The 17,025-nt window shown below is 42.0% G+C and carries 16 protein-coding genes; 5 read left to right on the plus strand and 11 right to left on the minus strand.

What is annotated here, in order from left to right; genetic code table 11:
• Positions 1-18 precede the first annotated feature (18 nt).
• The 3 genes from A3GI_RS0107040 to A3GI_RS0107050 are packed head-to-tail and all read left to right on the plus strand — an operon-like array spanning position 19 to position 4,650.
• Positions 19-2,652: a DNA gyrase/topoisomerase IV subunit A gene (locus A3GI_RS0107040; RefSeq protein ID WP_018360751.1), complete on the plus strand. Its 2,634-nt coding sequence runs from the start codon at positions 19-21 to the stop codon at positions 2,650-2,652.
• A 10-nt stretch (positions 2,653-2,662) separates the two neighbouring features.
• Entirely contained in the window at positions 2,663-3,598 is a 936-nt protein-coding gene (locus A3GI_RS0107045; RefSeq protein WP_018360752.1) for a DUF3316 domain-containing protein, read from the plus strand.
• The gene (locus A3GI_RS0107050; protein ID WP_018360753.1) at positions 3,595-4,650 is read left to right on the plus strand and encodes a S41 family peptidase; all 1,056 of its coding nucleotides are present in this window, start codon (positions 3,595-3,597) and stop codon (positions 4,648-4,650) included. The genes A3GI_RS0107045 and A3GI_RS0107050 overlap by 4 nt, the downstream gene beginning before the upstream one ends.
• Here A3GI_RS0107050 and A3GI_RS0107055 read toward each other — a convergent pair.
• The 5 genes from A3GI_RS0107055 to A3GI_RS0107075 all read right to left on the minus strand — a co-directional run bounded on the left by A3GI_RS0107055 (position 4,644) and on the right by A3GI_RS0107075 (position 7,458).
• On the minus strand, positions 4,644-5,234 hold the full coding sequence (locus A3GI_RS0107055) for a chromate transporter (protein WP_018360754.1): 591 nt from the start codon (positions 5,232-5,234) through the stop codon (positions 4,644-4,646). The two genes, A3GI_RS0107050 and A3GI_RS0107055, sit on opposite strands and share 7 nt — an antisense overlap.
• Before the next feature lie 4 nt (positions 5,235-5,238).
• Complete coding sequence (locus A3GI_RS0107060; protein WP_018360755.1) at positions 5,239-5,820, minus strand: chromate transporter; 582 nt, start codon at positions 5,818-5,820, stop codon at positions 5,239-5,241.
• Positions 5,821-5,950: 130 nt separating this feature from the next.
• Entirely contained in the window at positions 5,951-6,172 is a 222-nt protein-coding gene (locus tag A3GI_RS0107065; RefSeq protein WP_018360756.1) for a DUF2795 domain-containing protein, read from the minus strand.
• A gap of 81 nt (positions 6,173-6,253) precedes the next feature.
• Positions 6,254-6,826, minus strand: coding sequence for a cob(I)yrinic acid a,c-diamide adenosyltransferase (locus A3GI_RS0107070; protein ID WP_018360757.1), 573 nt, complete (start codon positions 6,824-6,826; stop codon positions 6,254-6,256).
• A 41-nt stretch (positions 6,827-6,867) separates the two neighbouring features.
• Positions 6,868-7,458 (minus strand): hypothetical protein, encoded by a 591-nt coding sequence (locus A3GI_RS0107075; protein WP_018360758.1) that lies wholly within the window; start codon positions 7,456-7,458, stop codon positions 6,868-6,870.
• A 179-nt stretch (positions 7,459-7,637) separates the two neighbouring features.
• On the opposite strand from A3GI_RS0107075, the gene rlmN reads away from it, so the two are divergent.
• Positions 7,638-8,699 (plus strand): 23S rRNA (adenine(2503)-C(2))-methyltransferase RlmN, encoded by a 1,062-nt coding sequence (gene rlmN / locus A3GI_RS0107080; RefSeq protein ID WP_018360759.1) that lies wholly within the window; start codon positions 7,638-7,640, stop codon positions 8,697-8,699.
• A gap of 278 nt (positions 8,700-8,977) precedes the next feature.
• On the opposite strand, the gene A3GI_RS0107085 is transcribed toward rlmN, so the two are convergent.
• The 6 genes from A3GI_RS0107085 to A3GI_RS0107110 form a co-directional block, all read right to left on the minus strand.
• On the minus strand, positions 8,978-9,547 hold the full coding sequence (locus A3GI_RS0107085; protein ID WP_018360760.1) for a 50S ribosomal protein L25/general stress protein Ctc: 570 nt from the start codon (positions 9,545-9,547) through the stop codon (positions 8,978-8,980).
• Positions 9,548-9,666: 119 nt separating this feature from the next.
• A complete protein-coding gene (locus A3GI_RS0107090) occupies positions 9,667-10,413 on the minus strand; it encodes a 2-phosphosulfolactate phosphatase (RefSeq protein WP_018360761.1) in 747 nt (248 codons plus the stop codon).
• A 260-nt stretch (positions 10,414-10,673) separates the two neighbouring features.
• The gene (locus A3GI_RS0107095) at positions 10,674-11,672 is read right to left on the minus strand and encodes a malate dehydrogenase (protein ID WP_018360762.1); all 999 of its coding nucleotides are present in this window, start codon (positions 11,670-11,672) and stop codon (positions 10,674-10,676) included.
• A gap of 182 nt (positions 11,673-11,854) precedes the next feature.
• Positions 11,855-12,292 (minus strand): rhodanese-like domain-containing protein, encoded by a 438-nt coding sequence (locus tag A3GI_RS0107100; RefSeq protein ID WP_202898678.1) that lies wholly within the window; start codon positions 12,290-12,292, stop codon positions 11,855-11,857.
• Between the two features lie 12 nt (positions 12,293-12,304).
• Positions 12,305-13,534, minus strand: a complete 1,230-nt coding sequence (gene hflX, locus A3GI_RS0107105; RefSeq protein ID WP_018360764.1) for a GTPase HflX — start codon at positions 13,532-13,534, stop codon at positions 12,305-12,307.
• Between the two features lie 155 nt (positions 13,535-13,689).
• Positions 13,690-15,183, minus strand: coding sequence for an acetyl-CoA hydrolase/transferase family protein (locus A3GI_RS0107110; RefSeq protein WP_018360765.1), 1,494 nt, complete (start codon positions 15,181-15,183; stop codon positions 13,690-13,692).
• A 488-nt stretch (positions 15,184-15,671) separates the two neighbouring features.
• Between A3GI_RS0107110 and miaB the strand changes: the two genes are divergently transcribed.
• A complete protein-coding gene (gene miaB, locus A3GI_RS10845) occupies positions 15,672-17,000 on the plus strand; it encodes a tRNA (N6-isopentenyl adenosine(37)-C2)-methylthiotransferase MiaB (protein WP_051074585.1) in 1,329 nt (442 codons plus the stop codon).
• Positions 17,001-17,025: the final 25 nt, after the last annotated feature.

Genomic DNA, 17,025 nt, shown 5'->3' on the forward strand with positions numbered 1-17,025 from the left:
ACTTATACGAATAATCTGATGATAGAAGATGAAATGTCTGAAAACCCTCTGGAAGACTTATCTGTAGAAAGCGACCGACAACCTAAGCAACCGATGATACATCAGCTTAGCGGAATGTATCAGAACTGGTTTTTGGATTATGCGTCTTACGTGATACTCGAACGGGCCGTACCCCACATAGAGGATGGTCTCAAGCCGGTACAACGGCGAGTATTGTATGCCATGAAAACGTTGGACAACGGGCGGCGTATCAAGGTGGCAAAAATAGTGGGTGCGGCCATGGCCTTCCACCCGCATGGCGATGCTTCTATCAATGATGCTCTGGTACAATTGGGGCAAAAAGGTTATTTGATCGACACACAGGGAAACTGGGGAAATATACTGACCGGCGACGATGCTGCCGCCGGCCGGTATATTGAAGCCCGCTTGTCGCAATTTGCGTTAGAAGTGGTCTTCAACGATCAGATAACAAAATGGAAAAAAACATACGATGGCAGCACGGACGAACCGATAGCTCTGCCCCTGAAGTTCCCGCTGCTACTTGCACAGGGAGCAGAAGGTATTGCCGTGGGTTTGTCATCAAAAATACTGTCGCACAACTTCAACGAATTATGCGATGCGTGCTGCCTTTATCTGAAAGGGCAGGACTTTAAGCTGTATCCGGATTTCCCGACCGGAGGATTGATAGACGTGTCTCGCTACAACGACGGCGAACGCAGCGGAACAATCAAAAGCCGCGCTTTGATAACCAAAATAGACAATCGCACATTGAGTATCACCGAACTGCCGGCCGGGAAAAACACATCTACGCTCATCGAATCTATCCTCAAAGCAAACGAAAAAGGTAAGATAAAAATCAAAAAGGTAGATGACATGACGGCCTCTACGGCCGATATTCGCATACACCTTGCAGCCGGTACTTCCTCCGATAAGACGATAGATGCCTTATACGCCTTTACAGATTGTGAAGTAAGCATCTCTCCGAATGCGTGCGTAATCTATAACGACAAGCCGGTTTTTACCTCTGTGAGCGAGATCCTCAAATTTTCGGCAGACCGAACCCGGCAACTTTTGCACGATGAACTGAAAATTCGTTTGGGAGAGAAACAAGAGCGTTATTTGCTCGCTTCACTGGAATGTATCTTTATTGAACAACGTATTTACAAAGACAAAGCTTTTGAAGATGCCAAAAACGAAGAAACGGCATTAGCTCATATCGATAAGCGTCTGGAACCGTGGAAGTCGCAATTTATTCGCCCTGTTACGAACGACGATCTCAAAAAGTTGCTGGAAATAAGAATGGCCAGCATTCTTAAATTCAATATCCCCAAACACGAAGAGATGATGCTGCGTCTGGAGGATGAGATTGCAAAATTAAAACATAACATAGAGCACATCACGGAATATACGATCAAATGGTTCGAATATCTGAAAGATCGTTACGGGCATCTTTTCCCCCGGATGACTCAAATAACCAATTTCGACACCATAGAGGCCACGAAAGTGGCAGAGCTGGACGAAAAGCTCTATATAAACCGCCACGAGGGTTTTGTGGGCACTTCGCTCAGAAACGATGAGTTCGTATGTAATGTTTCCGTAATAGACGACATTATTATTTTCTTCAGATCCGGTAAATATATGATCACGAAAGTGGAAGACAAAAAATTTATCGGTAAAGAAGAAGTAATCCATATAGCCCGTTTTGAGAAAACGGATGACCGCACTATTTACAACGTAATTTACCGGGATGGGAAACACGGAGCTTATTTTATCAAGCGTTTCAATGTAACCTCGATGACTCGCGACAAAGAATATGATTTAACTCCCGGCAAAGAAGGCTCAAAAATCATCTATTTTACAGCCAATATGAATGGAGAGGCGGAAATTGTGCGTGTACGCCTGAAACGCAAACCCAAACAGCGGATAGACGAATTCGACAAAGATTTTTCTGAAATCCTCATCAAATCGAAAGCGGCGAGAGGAAACCTGTTAACGAAAAACGAAATTAAGGGTGTTTCTCTCAAAGCTCAGGGATCGAGCACATTGGGTGGACGTTCGGTATGGTTCGATCCGGATATAAACCGGATCAACTACAATGAGCAGGGACGCTTTTTGGGTGAATTTTATGCCGATGACCGGATTTTGGTAATTCTTAAGAATGGAGAATGCTATACCACAGACTTTAATGAGACCAATCATTATGAACCGAATATCCGTTGTATCGAAAAATTCATTCCGGAAAAAGTGTGGACAGCGATTTACTATGATGCGGAACAAAAGTATCACTACTTGAAGCGTTTCCGTGTGGAAGAAGATAAACGGGAACTGATTATGGGAGAAACTGCAGGCAACTATATCGAGTTGCTTACAGATAAGTATTATGCCCGATTTGAAGTTTTATTCGGTGGCGAAGACGAACATCGCAAACCTTTGGAGATAGATGCAGACGAATTTATCGGAGTTAAAAGTGTTCGGGCAAAAGGAAAACGATTGACCACTTATCGAATAGATCATATTCTTGAGTGCGAGCCGTTGCATCCGGATCCTGAATTCGAGAAAGAAAAGAATGAAGACAAAGAGGAAACGGAATCTATCGCTTTGAATAATCATGAGGATGAAGAGGTTACAGATTTGTTTAAAGACTTCCAATAAAAGAACAGAGATGAAAAACACTCGTTTTATTTTTCATATAATTCTTCTTTCCATCGGTCTGGCTGTGTCGGGCATATTTTCTTATGCACAGGAAGGTCTGAAAAGAGATACGGTATTTGAACGCAAATCCAAACAAAATTTTTGGCAAAGACTGTACGAACCATCGGACATTAAACCCATAACAAGATACAGCTCTACCCTCTTCGGTATAGGAGGCTTGCTCTTGAAAGACACGTATCTTTCTCCGCTGAAATACGGGGGTATCCGTTTTTCTTTACAGAATGAAATTTTCATTCCCATGGTTCGTAAGGGAACAGAAACGAGATGGATGCGTAACTATTGGAGCGAAATAGATTTGGGAATCACTGACAATCCTGCACGGAATGCTTCTATTTATGCCGTTTCCGGCAATTTTAGAGGCACGTATCTTTATTGCTGGCAATTCGACCGGATACAGTTGTTTGCAGGCCCCGGGTATCGTCTCGGTTTAGGTGGTTTATGGAGTACGCGTAATGGCAATAATCCCGGTACGATACGTATCTACGGAGATATTGTGGCACAAGGTACGATTGCCTATCGTCTAAACTCGGCACATTGGCCTTTGCTATTCAGATTGACGGAAAATCTCAGTCTTCTCGGTTGCGGATTTTCACAGGATTACGGCGAAAGCTATTATGAATATTTCTTGCTGAACCCGGGCACCAACACATCCGGGCTATATTTCAGGCACCCGGGTTCGGGATTTTCCAACCGTTTATTGCTTACTGTGGATGTACCCGTATTCGATTGGGCTACCTTAGTCACCGGGTATAAATGGGCATACGAACGGTCAAATGTTAATCATCTGAAAACTTTTGATTCATCGCATTCTTTTGTTATCGGATTCAGCGTGTATCTGCAAACCCTAAAAGGGCGTAAAAACAGTTTTAACAGAGTGATACTATGACAAGAAAGATATTTAGATATTCCCTTGTGTGCTTATTGATAAGCATGCTCTTTTCCTGCTCCACGGAAAAATACTATACGGAAGATCCCAAAGAAAACTTCGATATGCTTTGGGAAATTTTAGACCGGAATTACTGTTTTTTTGACGAAAAATTGCCGGCCAATACTACTTGGAGGGATATGTATGATAAGCACGTTGCCAAAATCCATAAGAAAATGGGAGTGGATTCGCTCTTTCTGGTAATGACACAACTCATGGCCGAACTGAAAGATGGACACGTAAATTTATACTCGAATTTCGATATCGGACGTTATTGGAACTGGCGCGACGATTACCCGTCGAATTATAGCAGAGAGATTATCGACGAATATCTGGAAAAAGATTACCATATCGCCGGTTCGGCTTTCTATCGCTATCTCAAGTATAACGGCCACACCAAAGACAGTATCGGTTACATTCGCTATTCATCATTCTCCGGCACCTTATCCCACTCCAATATCAATGCCATGCTCAGCCGTCTGGCTTTCTGCAAAGGCTTGATTATAGATATACGGGATAATGGAGGGGGCAATCTGACGACTTCTGACGTTTTTCTGCAACATTTTCTTCCGGAACGAATGCTTACCGGCTATATTTCGCACAAAAAAGGTCCGGGACACAATGACTTCTCGGATCCTCTTCCGATTTATGTTGATACGCTCAAATACGGGGTAAAATGGTTCAGACCGGTTGTCGTACTCACCAACAGAGGTGTTTTCAGTTCTGCCAATGATTTTGTAATGAAAATGAAACCGCTGAAACTGGTCACCATCATGGGCGATAAAACCGGAGGAGGAGCCGGTCTGCCGGCTTCCAGCGAACTCCCCATCGGCTGGGCTGTTCGATATTCTTCAAGTCGAATGACGGATGCAAACTTTTACAATGTGGAGTTCGGCATAGAGCCTGAGATTGAAGTTTCTCTAAAAGATGAAGATAAAGCAAAAAAAATCGATACGCTGATCGAAGAGGCCATTGCCCATATCAATAAAATCTATAAGAAAAAGGGTCAATAAAGAATCAAACCGGCAATACCAGCCAAGATAATAATCAGTATCGGATGGATTTTCTTGGAAACAGTTGCCCAAAATCCCAAAACAAAAAGAACGAGACTTTTCCAGTCTATAAAATTTTCTTTGACAACCATCCGGTCCAAACCGGAGAATGACGGTTGGGCGAAAAAGTTTATAACGGCATCCGGATTAAGAGCCAATAATAAGGCAGCCGATGCAATCAGTCCTATGGTAGCCGGTCTGACACCTACGAATATGGCTTCCACATATTTATTGTGTCTGAACCGCATGAAAAAGAAGCTGATCAAAAGGACTAAAATAAAAGAAGGCAGCATAACAGCGAAAGTGCTCAAAACAGATCCCCAAACACTCCCGGTAACAGTGTAACCTATATAAGTGGCGCTATTGATACCGATAGGCCCGGGAGTCATCTGGCTGATAGCTACGATGTCCGTGAATTTGGCAGCAGAGATCCATCCGTAATGGGTAACGACCTCTCCCTGAATAAGAGAAAGCATGGCATACCCCCCTCCGAAACCAAACAGTCCGATCTGAAAGAAAACCCAAAAGAGCTGCAAGTATATCATAGTGTTATCGGATATGAGGTTTTATGTATTTCTTAATATAGAATGTATATAAGACACCTCCCAGAGCAGAAATAATAATTACCCAAACGGGAGAAATCTTTAACAACCATACGAGCAACGCTGCCAATATGGGTATCCATAGCTGACGCTGTTTCATCTTCATGGATTTCCATGTGGTAATAACCGGAGCTGCAATCATAGCCACAACAACCGGTCTGATACCATTGAAAATACGAACTATCACCGGCTCGTGTGCCATTTGTTCGAAAAAAAGAGCAATAGCCAGTATGATCAGGAAAGATGGGAGCGTGCATCCGATAGCGCTAAATAAAGCCCCCTTGAAACCTTTAAGCCGATAGCCCGTAAAAATGGATATGTTTACGGCAAAAACACCGGGAAGAGACTGTGCAACGGCGAAAAGATCCATAAACTCTTCATTCGTCAGCCATTTCATACGGTCTACCACCTCACGTTGTATCAAAGGCAACATCGCATAACCGCCTCCAAAGGTAAAGCCTCCTATCTTGAAGAAAACTTCAAATAGTTGCCAGAGTCTAACTGTATTCTTGATTTTTATACCGGTCATTGTCAAAAAACTTTAGGGTAAAAGTATAAAGAGGTATTGGCAGTCTTTTTCTGCCAATACCTCTCTATATTCAGTTCTTAGCAAGAAAAATGATCGTATTCTGCGCTCTTGCCTTTGCTTTATTAATCGTTTAGTATTCGTCTTCGTTAAAGAAGAAATCTTCCTTACTCGGATAGTCCGGCCAAATATCTTCTATCGATTCGTATACTTCACCTTCGTCTTCAATCTCCTGGAGGTTTTCGATCACCTCTAACGGCGCACCCGAACGTTGAGCATAGTCAATCAATTCATCCTTCGTTGCAGGCCATGGTGCGTCTTCAATCTTAGAAGCCAATTCTAAAGTCCAATACATCACATTTAGATATTAAGATTAGAGAATATAGAAGAAAAATGACTCTTCCAAATCGGCGCAAAAATAATGAAATAAATAATATTAACCATTATATCTGGCATCCCAACAGATTTCTTCTCCGTTGGTACGATAGACTTCTTTTCGAGCCAGAGCAAAGAAATAGTCGCTCAAACGGTTTACATATTTCAAAACCAAATCGTTGAGCGGAGCTTCTTCGTTCAATCTGTACATGATTCGCTCGGCGCGACGGCACACCGTTCTGCATACATGCGCCACCGATGCGGATTTGCCTTCGCCGGGCAATACAAAAGCTTTCATCCGGGGCACTATACCGTCCAAACGGTCTATCTCACGTTCCACTTTTTGAACGTCTTCTTCATGTATTTTGCTTTTCTCGGTAATAAATTCCGTAGAATCGCTTTCCGTAGCCAAATAGGAACCGATGTTGAAAAGCTTATGCTGTACACGGAGTAGAAACTCATAATCCTGTTCTTCGATATCTTGAGCCATAAGCATACCGACGAATGAGTTAAGCTCATCAATGGTACCATAACTTTCGAGTCTGATATGGTGTTTCGGCACCCTTTTACCGCCAACCAAACTGGTCATGCCTTTATCTCCGGTTTTTGTATATAAGAGGCTTTTCTTATCCATAAATCATCTTGTTTATATAATGATAATTGCAAAAATAACATTTACAACGAAGTAACAAAGCGTCCTTCGGTAATATTTCGACTATTAAATGCTATACCGATCCTCCGCGTGCGAATTGTAAGCCTCCAATTTCCTACTCTTCTCTTACCCGACCAAAGTTCATTAATCGCATTATTATTCCTCAGATTACCGATTAAAACACCTCCATCGGCACAATCTATTATCTCTTTTTCCAGATTTCCGGTATAATCTTTTTTTTCAACTACAATCAGCAGCTTTTTCCCGGGTTTTATCTTCTTATGTTCGGTAATGATTTGAATTCCGGAATAAGCGCGTACAATATAATCTAAAACGAAGGTGTCTGCCGGAGAGTAGATCAAGACCTGTTCGATTCGGCAGTAAACAATAACACGAAAAATAAGTTCCAAATCCTTGATATTCACAATCATATCCGAATTGCTATACCTGTACTTCCTTCTTTCTTCCAAAACCGTCTTTCTCAAAGGAGCAAAAGCATAATAAGGCAATTTGCACTCCACTGCATTACGAATAAACGAATAAGCAAAAGGCGAATGTACACCATGGCCGTGTCTATGTTCGGGAAAAAAGAACCAGCTTTTCAAAAAACTCATAACTATTCTATATGAAGTAAAAAACCGTACCGTGCTGCAACGCAGATCAAATATATAAAACCTTTGGCGTGTATTCTATTTTATTTTATTTATTCGACCATATTTCGCTCCGTTAGAGTAACTTCTACCTCCTATTCGTATCTTTGCGCAGAAACGGTTCATAACACCGGGTTATTTTTATGGCGGAAACGACACTTCAACGGAAACCCGCATTATTGGGTAAAACAAAAGAAGAACTTACAAATATTGCTTTGGAATTAGGTTTGCTGAAATTCACCGGCAACCAATTGGCTCAATGGCTTTATGTGCACCGTGCAGAAACTTTCGACCGGATGACCAATCTGTCGAAAAAAGCACGTTCGTTATTGGCAGAATATTATACAGTCGGGCGTGAAAAGCCTGTCACGATACAAACCTCTGCCGATGGGACGCGCAAATACCTTTTTCCCGCCATTGACATGCGGGGCGATCAGGGATGGGTAGAAGCAGTGATGATACCGGAGGGAGATCGTGCCACTCTCTGCATCTCCTCACAGATCGGTTGTAAGATGAACTGTCTTTTCTGTATGACAGGCAAACAAGGCTGGCGTGGAAATCTTACTGCCGGGGAAATTATCAATCAAGTGCTTTCGGCAGAAGAAGCCGATAAATTGACCAATATCGTTTTCATGGGCATGGGTGAACCGTTGGATAACGTGGAGCAAGTACTCAGAAGCATCGAAATACTTACCTCGGAGTGGGGGCTGGCTTGGAGTCCTAAACGCATAACACTCTCTACGATAGGAGTAAGAGCCGGATTGATCCGCTTTCTCAATGAAACACGCTGTCATTTGGCTGTCAGTTTGCACAATCCTTTTGCACAGGAGCGTGCACAGATTATGCCCGTAGAAAACAGTATGCCGTTAAAAGAAACTTTATCTTTAATACGCTCGGCCGACTTTAGCAGTCAACGTCGGGTTTCTTTCGAATATATTGTTTTTGAAGGAGTAAATGACAGCCTGCGCCACGCTGAAGAATTGACACGGCTGTTACGTGATATTCCCTGCCGTATCAATTTAATTCGTTTTCACAAAATACCTGATGTGGAGTTGAATCCGGTGAATGATTCTAAGATGGAGGCTTTTAGAGCACACTTGGAAAAATCGGGCTTTACAGCAACCATTCGTGCATCACGGGGAGAGGATATCAGTGCAGCCTGCGGCATGCTCAGCACCAAGGAAAAACTCAAACAGCAACAATAACGAGCATTCGGAGTGGATTTGGACTGCACTCAAGCAAAGAACGAATCCCGGCAGCACTTTTAATTCACAAAAATCGAGTGGACTGCAACTCTTACAGGGTCAAAATACATCCATCCAGTTTCAATTCGATTTGCACAACACCCGGAGAAATTGCAACTGTACATCGATTGCTTGCCCCTCATCGTTGCAAACACAGCTTCCATTCAGATGTATATATATAGAAAAACAGCCCGAGAATGATTCTCGAGCTGTTAATCCGATATAATTCAAAATATTGATTATGCTTTGGCCGCTGCACCACGAGCTGCACGGGTCAGACGAACAGAGCAAACGACTGCATTCTTGGCATTGGCCAGTTCCAAACCCTCAAAATGCAAAGCACCTACTTGCAGAGTTTTTCCCAAACCAAGATTTGTAACGTCGATGTTCAAACGCTCGGGAATATGCGTATAAGGAGCTTTAACCTTCAGTTTTCTCATCTCTAATTGCAACTTACCACCGGCTTTCACACCTTCTGCGTGACCAACCAATTCCACAGGAACTTCCATAATAATAGGCTTGTTCTCAAACACTTCGAGAAAGTCGATGTGTAACAAATTGTCTGTTACAGGGTGGAATTGTAATTCTTTGATTACAGCCATGCATTTTTTACCATCCAATGTAAGCTCAACGGCAAAGATATCGGGGCTGTAAATAAGATTACGTACCGCTTTTTCCGTTACATAAAAGTGAACCGACGTTTCACCACCATAGATGATACATGGGATCATTTCTTCCGCTCTCAGAGCTTTAGAGGCTTTTTTGCCAAGTTCGGTACGCTCGGTACCTTGAAGTTCAAAAGTTTTCATCTGTTTGAAAATAATTGTGTTACTCAAAATTAGTTTGTTCTAATTTCCCATCACACGGATACAGATTTTTCTGCAACTGTTGTGTAGAGTCATCTAAAACGGTGCAAAGGTAATGGTTTTTATTGGATTTTTGTTATCCAGGGCTCTTTCAGAGTGCCTGTTACACCATATACACCTTCTTTTGTATCCATTTTCAGACAATAAGGTACCGCATTTGCTAAGCGGTTCTCTTCAAGACGTTTGTAATGTTCGCACTTTTTCAGATAATCAAGACGTTGAGTTTCATCCGAACAAAAAGTATTCCAAAGGTCTTTTGCCATGTAAGCACCATCATTGCATGCATCGCCTCGGTTGTTTTTTAACAGTATGGATACAAGAGCACCGGCATAAAGAGAATCTTCCATACACATCTGTCCTTTCCAGCCGGCAGCCAATACAATCACTTGTTTATATTGTTTTTTCTGTAAATAATCTATCGTAGCAGAAAGGTTAATAAAAGCTCCCACCAATATCTCTTTGGCTCCGTTCTCCAAAGCTATGCGAATTGACTTCGTACCGTTAGTCGTTGTAAAAACAATACGTTTTTCTTGAATTACCTCAGGTCGGTATTCAGACGGGTCATTGCCTAATAAGGCAAAATCGCATTTGCGTACATTCCGTTCTGCTGCTATGAGGTAATTGTTTTTTGTTCCGATTATTCGGGCTTCTTCAGTGGTTGTAACCGGCAAGATACCTTTAGCTCCGTTACTCAAAGCTGTGACAATGGTAGTACTTGCTCTGAATATATCTACCACAATAACCGCTGCTCCGCTGCGATGATAAAGTTCATATAAATCAGGACTGGGACAAAGGTGTATTTTTAACATCTCATAGAGTGATTTTAGAATACCTACCGGAATAAACTCGTTTCGAGGACAAGCGAATACAACTCCAACGCAATGGTATTTATAATTTGTTATTTAACAAACAAAACTTATTTGCTTCCGGAAGGTAAAATCTGCAGTTCCTAATAAAAATATAAAGCAAGGGCAGCTCAGACAAGTTTAACAACCTACGAGAGCAGCCCCTGCAAATATGGATTTTGCTTTTTTGTTATTTAACAGCGTTAATCCGGAAAAGGTATGTTTTACAAATTCGGGTTAATGGTATTCCATTTTTCCACAGCAGGAATAATACCCATATCGATAACCTGATCGCGCAGTGCCGTCAAGTGCTTGTAGCTTGCATCCAGTTCCGCATGTTCTTCCGGTGTTCCTTTAATCTCTTTATAATGTACACCGTTTTTATCGATAGAGGTTTCCATCGCCATCATGATGTTTTGATACTTTTCATTTTTAACAAAACACCCTGCCGGCCAGCGGAAAGCTTCTCCGCCCATAGCAGCACGAATCATCTCGATTGAAACATAAGCCGGGCTTTGGAAAGAACTGCGTCCGCGAAGTTTGATAATATTGGCTCCGCCCTTAATTACACGCTGACGAAGATCATTCCACTGTTCTGTAGTCAACTTATCAGTACCGATAAGGTCTGTAAGCGGTGTGCCTTTAACTTTCGCCGTACTTGCAAAAACGGCCATTTGTTCGCCATGACCGCCATAGGTACGCGTATTGGTCACTTCACTTTGTTTAACACCAAAATGTTTCGCCAGTTCACTTTGCAAACGAGTGCTGTCCAAACCGGCTAAGGTCGTTACCTGAGTCGGTTTCAAACCGCTATGAATCAATGTTACCAAGCCTGTAATATCTGCAGGATTGAAAATAATAACCACATGGTTTACATCGGGGCAATAAGCCTTAATGTCTTTACCCAATTGCGCTGCAATTTCTGCATTTCCTTTCAACAAATCTTCACGTGTCATTCCTTCCTTGCGAGGGGCTCCACCTGAAGAAACGATATATTTGGCACCGGTAAGAGCTTCTTTGATATCCGACGTAAAAGTTACATTAAGACCTTCGAATCCGCAGTGACGTATTTCCTCTGTTACTCCTTCCAGTCCTACGGCAAACGGGTCATACAGACAAATGTTCGGAGTAAGACGCATCATCGCTGCTGTTTGAGCCATATTCGAACCGATCATACCGGCTGCGCCAATAATAGTGAGCTTTTCTTCTGTTACAAAATTCATAGTGTTGTTGTTTTATTGAATTATTAAAAAAGAATAATATCAGGAATAATCTGTCATTTGGCAGATATACAAATATACTTTAATTGTTTTTTATTCCAATATGATATAATTGGGAGTTTGAATGCAATGCGAATCTTGAGAGATTTTATATTTCCAAACCCGAAACGAAACATAACAGAGAATCAAAGGCCTTTCTCCTTTTTGTATGCAAGATAACCTCCGGAAAGATTATATACAGGTCCGGAGAAACCATTATTTATCAACAGTTTTGCAGCCTTTGCACTCCTTGCACCGGAACGGCAATAAACAGCTACCGGCAAATTTTTATTTAATTTCTTTTCAACATCTTTCACGAAACCCGTGTTTTTAACATCAAACAGAATAGCCTTATCGATATGTCCGACTCTATATTCTTCCGGGGTGCGCACATCGACCAACTGAACATTCTTCCTTTCTAATAAAGCCATGAATTCTTTTACATTGCAATCGATAATGGAAGAGTTGCTGCCCGGAGTCTCTTTGGATACTGTTCTGCTGCTTTTGCAAGACACCATTCCCTCGAAAAAAATCAATATTAAAGAGAGAAAACCTAAAAAGATATTTTTCTTCTTCATCATCATCAACCTCTGTTTTTATATTTCGCTCTCGCTTAAATTATCATAATCTTGAAACAGGAAATCATTATACGGGTATCGTTGTACATGTATTTCTTTCACTCTTTCATAGAGTATTCGTTTTAGCTCTTCTACGCCTGTTCCGTTCTTGGCCGATATAAACAAACAATCCGGCCCGAGCTTGGCCATCCATGTTTTTTTAAGTTCTTCCGGTGTAATGTTTTCCCGCTTTACAGGAGAAAGATCATCATCTTCTTTAGGAACCCAACTAAAAGCATCGAGTTTGTTAAAAACCAATAAATACGGTTTTTCTTCTCCTGCCGTTATTTCTCGCAGCGTATTTTCCACAACAGTTATCTGTTCTTCAAAATTAGGATGCGACACATCCACCACATGTACTAACAGATCGGCTTCTCGAACCTCATCCAAAGTACTTTTGAAAGATTCGATCAGCTCTGTGGGCAGTTTGCGAATGAACCCCACTGTATCGGTCAATAAGAAAGGCAGATTATGGATAACCATCTTTCGCACAGTGGTATCAAGTGTGGCAAACAATTTGTTTTCGGCAAAAACCTCGCTTTTGGCAAGCAGATTCATTAAAGTGCTTTTACCCACATTGGTATAGCCCACAAGTGCCACACGCACCATTTTCCCTCTGTTTTTCCGCTGCACGCTTTTTTGTTTGTCGATATCTTTGAGTTGCTGCTTCAATAAGGAAATTTTATCTAATATAATCCGCCGGTCAGTTTCCAGCTGCGTCTCGCCCGGTCCGCGCATGCCTACACCTCCCCGCTGTCGTTCCAGGTGAGTCCACAAACGCGTCAGTCGTGGCAACATATAGCGATACTGTGCCAGCTCTACCTGTGTTTTTGCATGAGCCGTTTGAGCTCTGCGTGCAAATATATCCAATATCAAACCGGTACGGTCTAATATCTTGATTTTCAATACCTGCTCTATATTTCTGATCTGTTTGGGGCTTAGTTCATCATCGAAAATAGCGACTCCGATTTCATTTTCTTCCACATATTGCGCTATTTCGGACAACTTTCCCTTTCCCACAAAAGTAACGGAGTTCGGCTGATCTATCTTCTGAGTAAACCGCTTCAGAGGTTCAACTCCGGCTGTTTCAGAAAGAAAAGCCAACTCATCAAGATACTCGTTGACCGCAACTTCATTCTGCTCCGGAGTTACGATACCGATAAGTACAGCTCGTTCTGTTTTTGTTTCTGTTATAATAAACTCTTTCATATATACAAATATACGTTATACGCTTATTTTATAAACAATAAGCCGGTTGCATAATATCCCTCCGCACCTTGGTTACAATGAAAAATTAAGGGCACACCATAAATCTGCTCAAAGCAATTTATGATGCACCCTTTAATTTTATTGTCAAAGAGATATTATTTATACTCTTCCCATTTTACATTCCTCATATCACCGCTTTTCGCCATTTCCAGATGGAAAGCAAAGCATGCTTTGAGGTTTTGAGGTGTTTGTCCCTTAATACCCATATTCAGATAATCCGTCAGGAGTTCACGGTAATCCGGATGTACACAATTTTTGATAATTTCTTCGGCGCGTTCACGAGGGGTTTTGCCACGTAAGTCGGCAATGCCGTATTCGGTAATAATAACCTTTACAGAATGCTCCGAATGATCCATGTGTGAAACCAAAGGAACAAAAGCACTGATTTTCCCGTCCTTGGCTGTACTGGGTGTTGTGAAAATAGAGATATAACCGTTGCGGGTGAAATCGCCGGAACCACCGATACCGTTCATCATGCGCACACCGTTTACATGAGTAGAATTGATGTTTCCGAAAATATCGGCTTCCAAAGCCGTATTGATGGTGATAACCCCTAAACGACGTACAATTTCCGGGCTGTTGGAGTATTCTTGCGGACGAAGCAACAGCTTATCCTTAAAGAAATCGAGGTTGGAATATATATCGCGAATAACTTGGCGGCTTACACTTAACGAACAACCGCTGGCAAATTTAACACGACCCTTTTTCATCAAGGCAATAACAGCATCCTGAATAACTTCCGTATAAACATTGAATGCCGGAATTTCGGGATTGTCACCCAAAGCTCCCAATACGGCATTAGCCACATTGCCTACACCGCTTTGCAATGGTAGAAATTCGGCCGGAATACGGCCGGCTTTCAATTCGCCAACAAGGAATTTTGCTACATTGTCACCAATGGCTTTGGTAACATCGTCAAGCGGAGCAAAACCGCTATCGTCATTTGGCTCGCTGGTACGCACCACGCCTACAATTTTAGCAGGATCGACTTTCAAAACATCACAACCGGCACGATCGCTCGGAGAGTATACAGGCAATTCTTTACGGTAAGGAGGGTCGGCCGGTTCGCACAAATCATGTATACCACGTATTTCTTTGGGATGCTTGTCATTCAACTCCACTATGATCTTATCGGCCAGACGACAGATGGTAGGTGTGATACCTACACCGCTCGTCGGCACTATTTCCCCTTCCTCTGTCACATCGGCAGCCTCAATAATAGCCACATTGACCGGTCCCAGAAAACCGTAACGTATTTCCTGAGCTTCCATAGAAAGGTGCATGTCAAAATAGTTTACCTCGCTGTTATTAATGGCTGTTCGCATATCTTTGTTAGACTGATACGGAGTTCGAAACTTTACGGCATGGGCACGAGCTAATTCGCCATCCAAACGATCTCCGGTACTTGCACCGGTAAACATCCCGATTTTAAACGGTTTTCCTTCTTTGTGAAAAGATTCTGCACGTCTGGCAATAGCCGCAGGAATCACTTTGGGGCATCCTGCCGGAGTAAATCCGCTAAACCCCACATTGTCATTGTGCTGAACATACTCAGCAGCTTCATCGGCTGTAATAAATTTCAGTGCCATAAAATGAAATTATTGGATTTTTTATATGATTAGAATGATTTTCAATCGTACTTAACTGTTGTATAATTACCTAAAACAAGAAAAGATTCGATTTACCTCTTTTCCAAGACAAATGATGTAGTTTATTTATTTTTGTGATACCAAAGATATAGATTATTCTATGAAAAAACATCTTTATTAAATCGGAATCCCTTTATCAGGAAAATCTTGAACAATATTATATGCTAAAGTTTTATAATAATTATTCAAAAGTTTCATTTTGTATAGAGGGTACAGGTAAAAATGAAAATTGGAGCAAACTTCCCAGCCTACTCCAATTTGATTTAACCAAAACCTTAACTATGAAAAATCTTACCTTTTTCATAGGCAAATATAGTATGGAAGTTTTAACAAACCAAATATTTACAAAACAAAATCAAACGAAAATGTTGTTTTTTAATAAAATAGCAAAATAAAGTTGCATATAATTAAATTAGAAGAAAGAAAAAGTGAATAAGCTATTGTATATAGAAACTTACGGATGCCAGATGAATGTGGCCGATAGCGAAGTGGTTGCTTCTATCATGCAGATGGACGGTTATGCACTGACAGAAGATCCAGCCCAAGCCGACGCTATATTGATCAATACGTGCTCTGTAAGGGATAATGCAGAACAAAAAGTGTTAAACCGCCTCGAGTATTATAACGGCATGAGACGTAAGTCGGGTAAAAAGGTTGCACTCGGGGTACTGGGCTGCATGGCTGAGCGCGTACAGGACGAACTGATTAAAAATCATCATGTGGATTTGGTCGTGGGGCCCGACAGCTATCTGGATCTGCCCAATCTGATCGGTGCAGTAGAGCGTGGAGAAAAAGCCATCAATATAGAACTATCCACTCAAGAAACGTATAAGGATGTAATGCCGCTGAAAATAGGCGGCGTGCATATTTCCGGATTCGTTTCTATTATGAGGGGCTGCAATAATTTTTGCACCTACTGTATCGTACCTTATACCAGGGGACGTGAAAGAAGCAGGGAGTTGAACAGCATTATTCGTGAAGTTCGAGATCTGCGCGATAAAAACTATCGTGAAGTAACCCTCCTCGGACAAAACGTAAACTCCTATGCCTACAATAATAATGGACACATTGTGAACTTTGCAGAACTTCTGGATGCAGTGGCACGTGAAGTACCGGATATGCGCATTCGTTTTACATCCCCTCACCCCAAAGATATGGATGACGAAACAATAGCCGTAATGGCCCGCCACCACAATATATGCAACCATATTCATTTGCCGGCACAGTCCGGAAGTAACAAAATCCTAAGACTGATGAAGCGCAATTATACCCGTGAGTGGTATCTGGAGCGCGTAGCTGCCATTCGCCGCCGGATACCCGACTGCGCCATCAGTTCAGACCTGTTTTGTGGTTTTCATGACGAAACGGAAGAGGATTTTCAAGATACTCTCTCGCTGATGCGCGAAGTCGGTTTTGACAGTTCATTCATGTTCAAATACTCCGAGCGCCCCGGCACCTACGCAGCCCGTAAACTGGCAGATAATGTGCCGGAAGAAATCAAGCTGAGACGACTCTCCGAAATGATCGACCTGCAAAATCGGTTAAGTTTGGAAAGTAACCTTAGAGATGTGGGCAAAGAATTTGAAGTTCTGATCGAAGGCTTCAGCAAGCGTTCGCGCGAACAGCTCTTCGGCCGCACACAACAGAATAAAGTAGTTATTTTCGACAAGAAGAATTACAGAGTAGGACAGTACATCAAGGTGTGCATAGACTCCGTATCTTCTGCCACACTTATCGGGCACCCCGCAGAGAAGTAGGCATCTCATAATTATTAGCCACAAG

This window comes from Porphyromonas macacae DSM 20710 = JCM 13914 (genome assembly GCF_000379945.1).
Taxonomy (GTDB): domain Bacteria; phylum Bacteroidota; class Bacteroidia; order Bacteroidales; family Porphyromonadaceae; genus Porphyromonas; species Porphyromonas macacae.

Excerpts from the sequence above, each read along its gene's own strand:
- A3GI_RS0107040 (WP_018360751.1), top strand. The coding sequence starts at position 19 with ATGATAGAAGATGAAATGTCTGAAAACCCTCTGGAAGACTTATCTGTA.
- A3GI_RS0107045 (WP_018360752.1), top strand. The coding sequence starts at position 2,663 with ATGAAAAACACTCGTTTTATTTTTCATATAATTCTTCTTTCCATCGGT.
- A3GI_RS0107050 (WP_018360753.1), top strand. The coding sequence starts at position 3,595 with ATGACAAGAAAGATATTTAGATATTCCCTTGTGTGCTTATTGATAAGC.
- A3GI_RS0107055 (WP_018360754.1), bottom strand. The coding sequence starts at position 5,234 with ATGATATACTTGCAGCTCTTTTGGGTTTTCTTTCAGATCGGACTGTTT.
- A3GI_RS0107060 (WP_018360755.1), bottom strand. The coding sequence starts at position 5,820 with ATGACCGGTATAAAAATCAAGAATACAGTTAGACTCTGGCAACTATTT.
- A3GI_RS0107065 (WP_018360756.1), bottom strand. The coding sequence starts at position 6,172 with ATGTATTGGACTTTAGAATTGGCTTCTAAGATTGAAGACGCACCATGG.
- A3GI_RS0107070 (WP_018360757.1), bottom strand. The coding sequence starts at position 6,826 with ATGGATAAGAAAAGCCTCTTATATACAAAAACCGGAGATAAAGGCATG.
- A3GI_RS0107075 (WP_018360758.1), bottom strand. The coding sequence starts at position 7,458 with ATGAGTTTTTTGAAAAGCTGGTTCTTTTTTCCCGAACATAGACACGGC.
- rlmN (WP_018360759.1), top strand. The coding sequence starts at position 7,638 with ATGGCGGAAACGACACTTCAACGGAAACCCGCATTATTGGGTAAAACA.
- A3GI_RS0107085 (WP_018360760.1), bottom strand. The coding sequence starts at position 9,547 with ATGAAAACTTTTGAACTTCAAGGTACCGAGCGTACCGAACTTGGCAAA.
- A3GI_RS0107090 (WP_018360761.1), bottom strand. The coding sequence starts at position 10,413 with ATGTTAAAAATACACCTTTGTCCCAGTCCTGATTTATATGAACTTTAT.
- A3GI_RS0107095 (WP_018360762.1), bottom strand. The coding sequence starts at position 11,672 with ATGAATTTTGTAACAGAAGAAAAGCTCACTATTATTGGCGCAGCCGGT.
- A3GI_RS0107100 (WP_202898678.1), bottom strand. The coding sequence starts at position 12,292 with ATGATGATGAAGAAGAAAAATATCTTTTTAGGTTTTCTCTCTTTAATA.
- hflX (WP_018360764.1), bottom strand. The coding sequence starts at position 13,534 with ATGAAAGAGTTTATTATAACAGAAACAAAAACAGAACGAGCTGTACTT.
- A3GI_RS0107110 (WP_018360765.1), bottom strand. The coding sequence starts at position 15,183 with ATGGCACTGAAATTTATTACAGCCGATGAAGCTGCTGAGTATGTTCAG.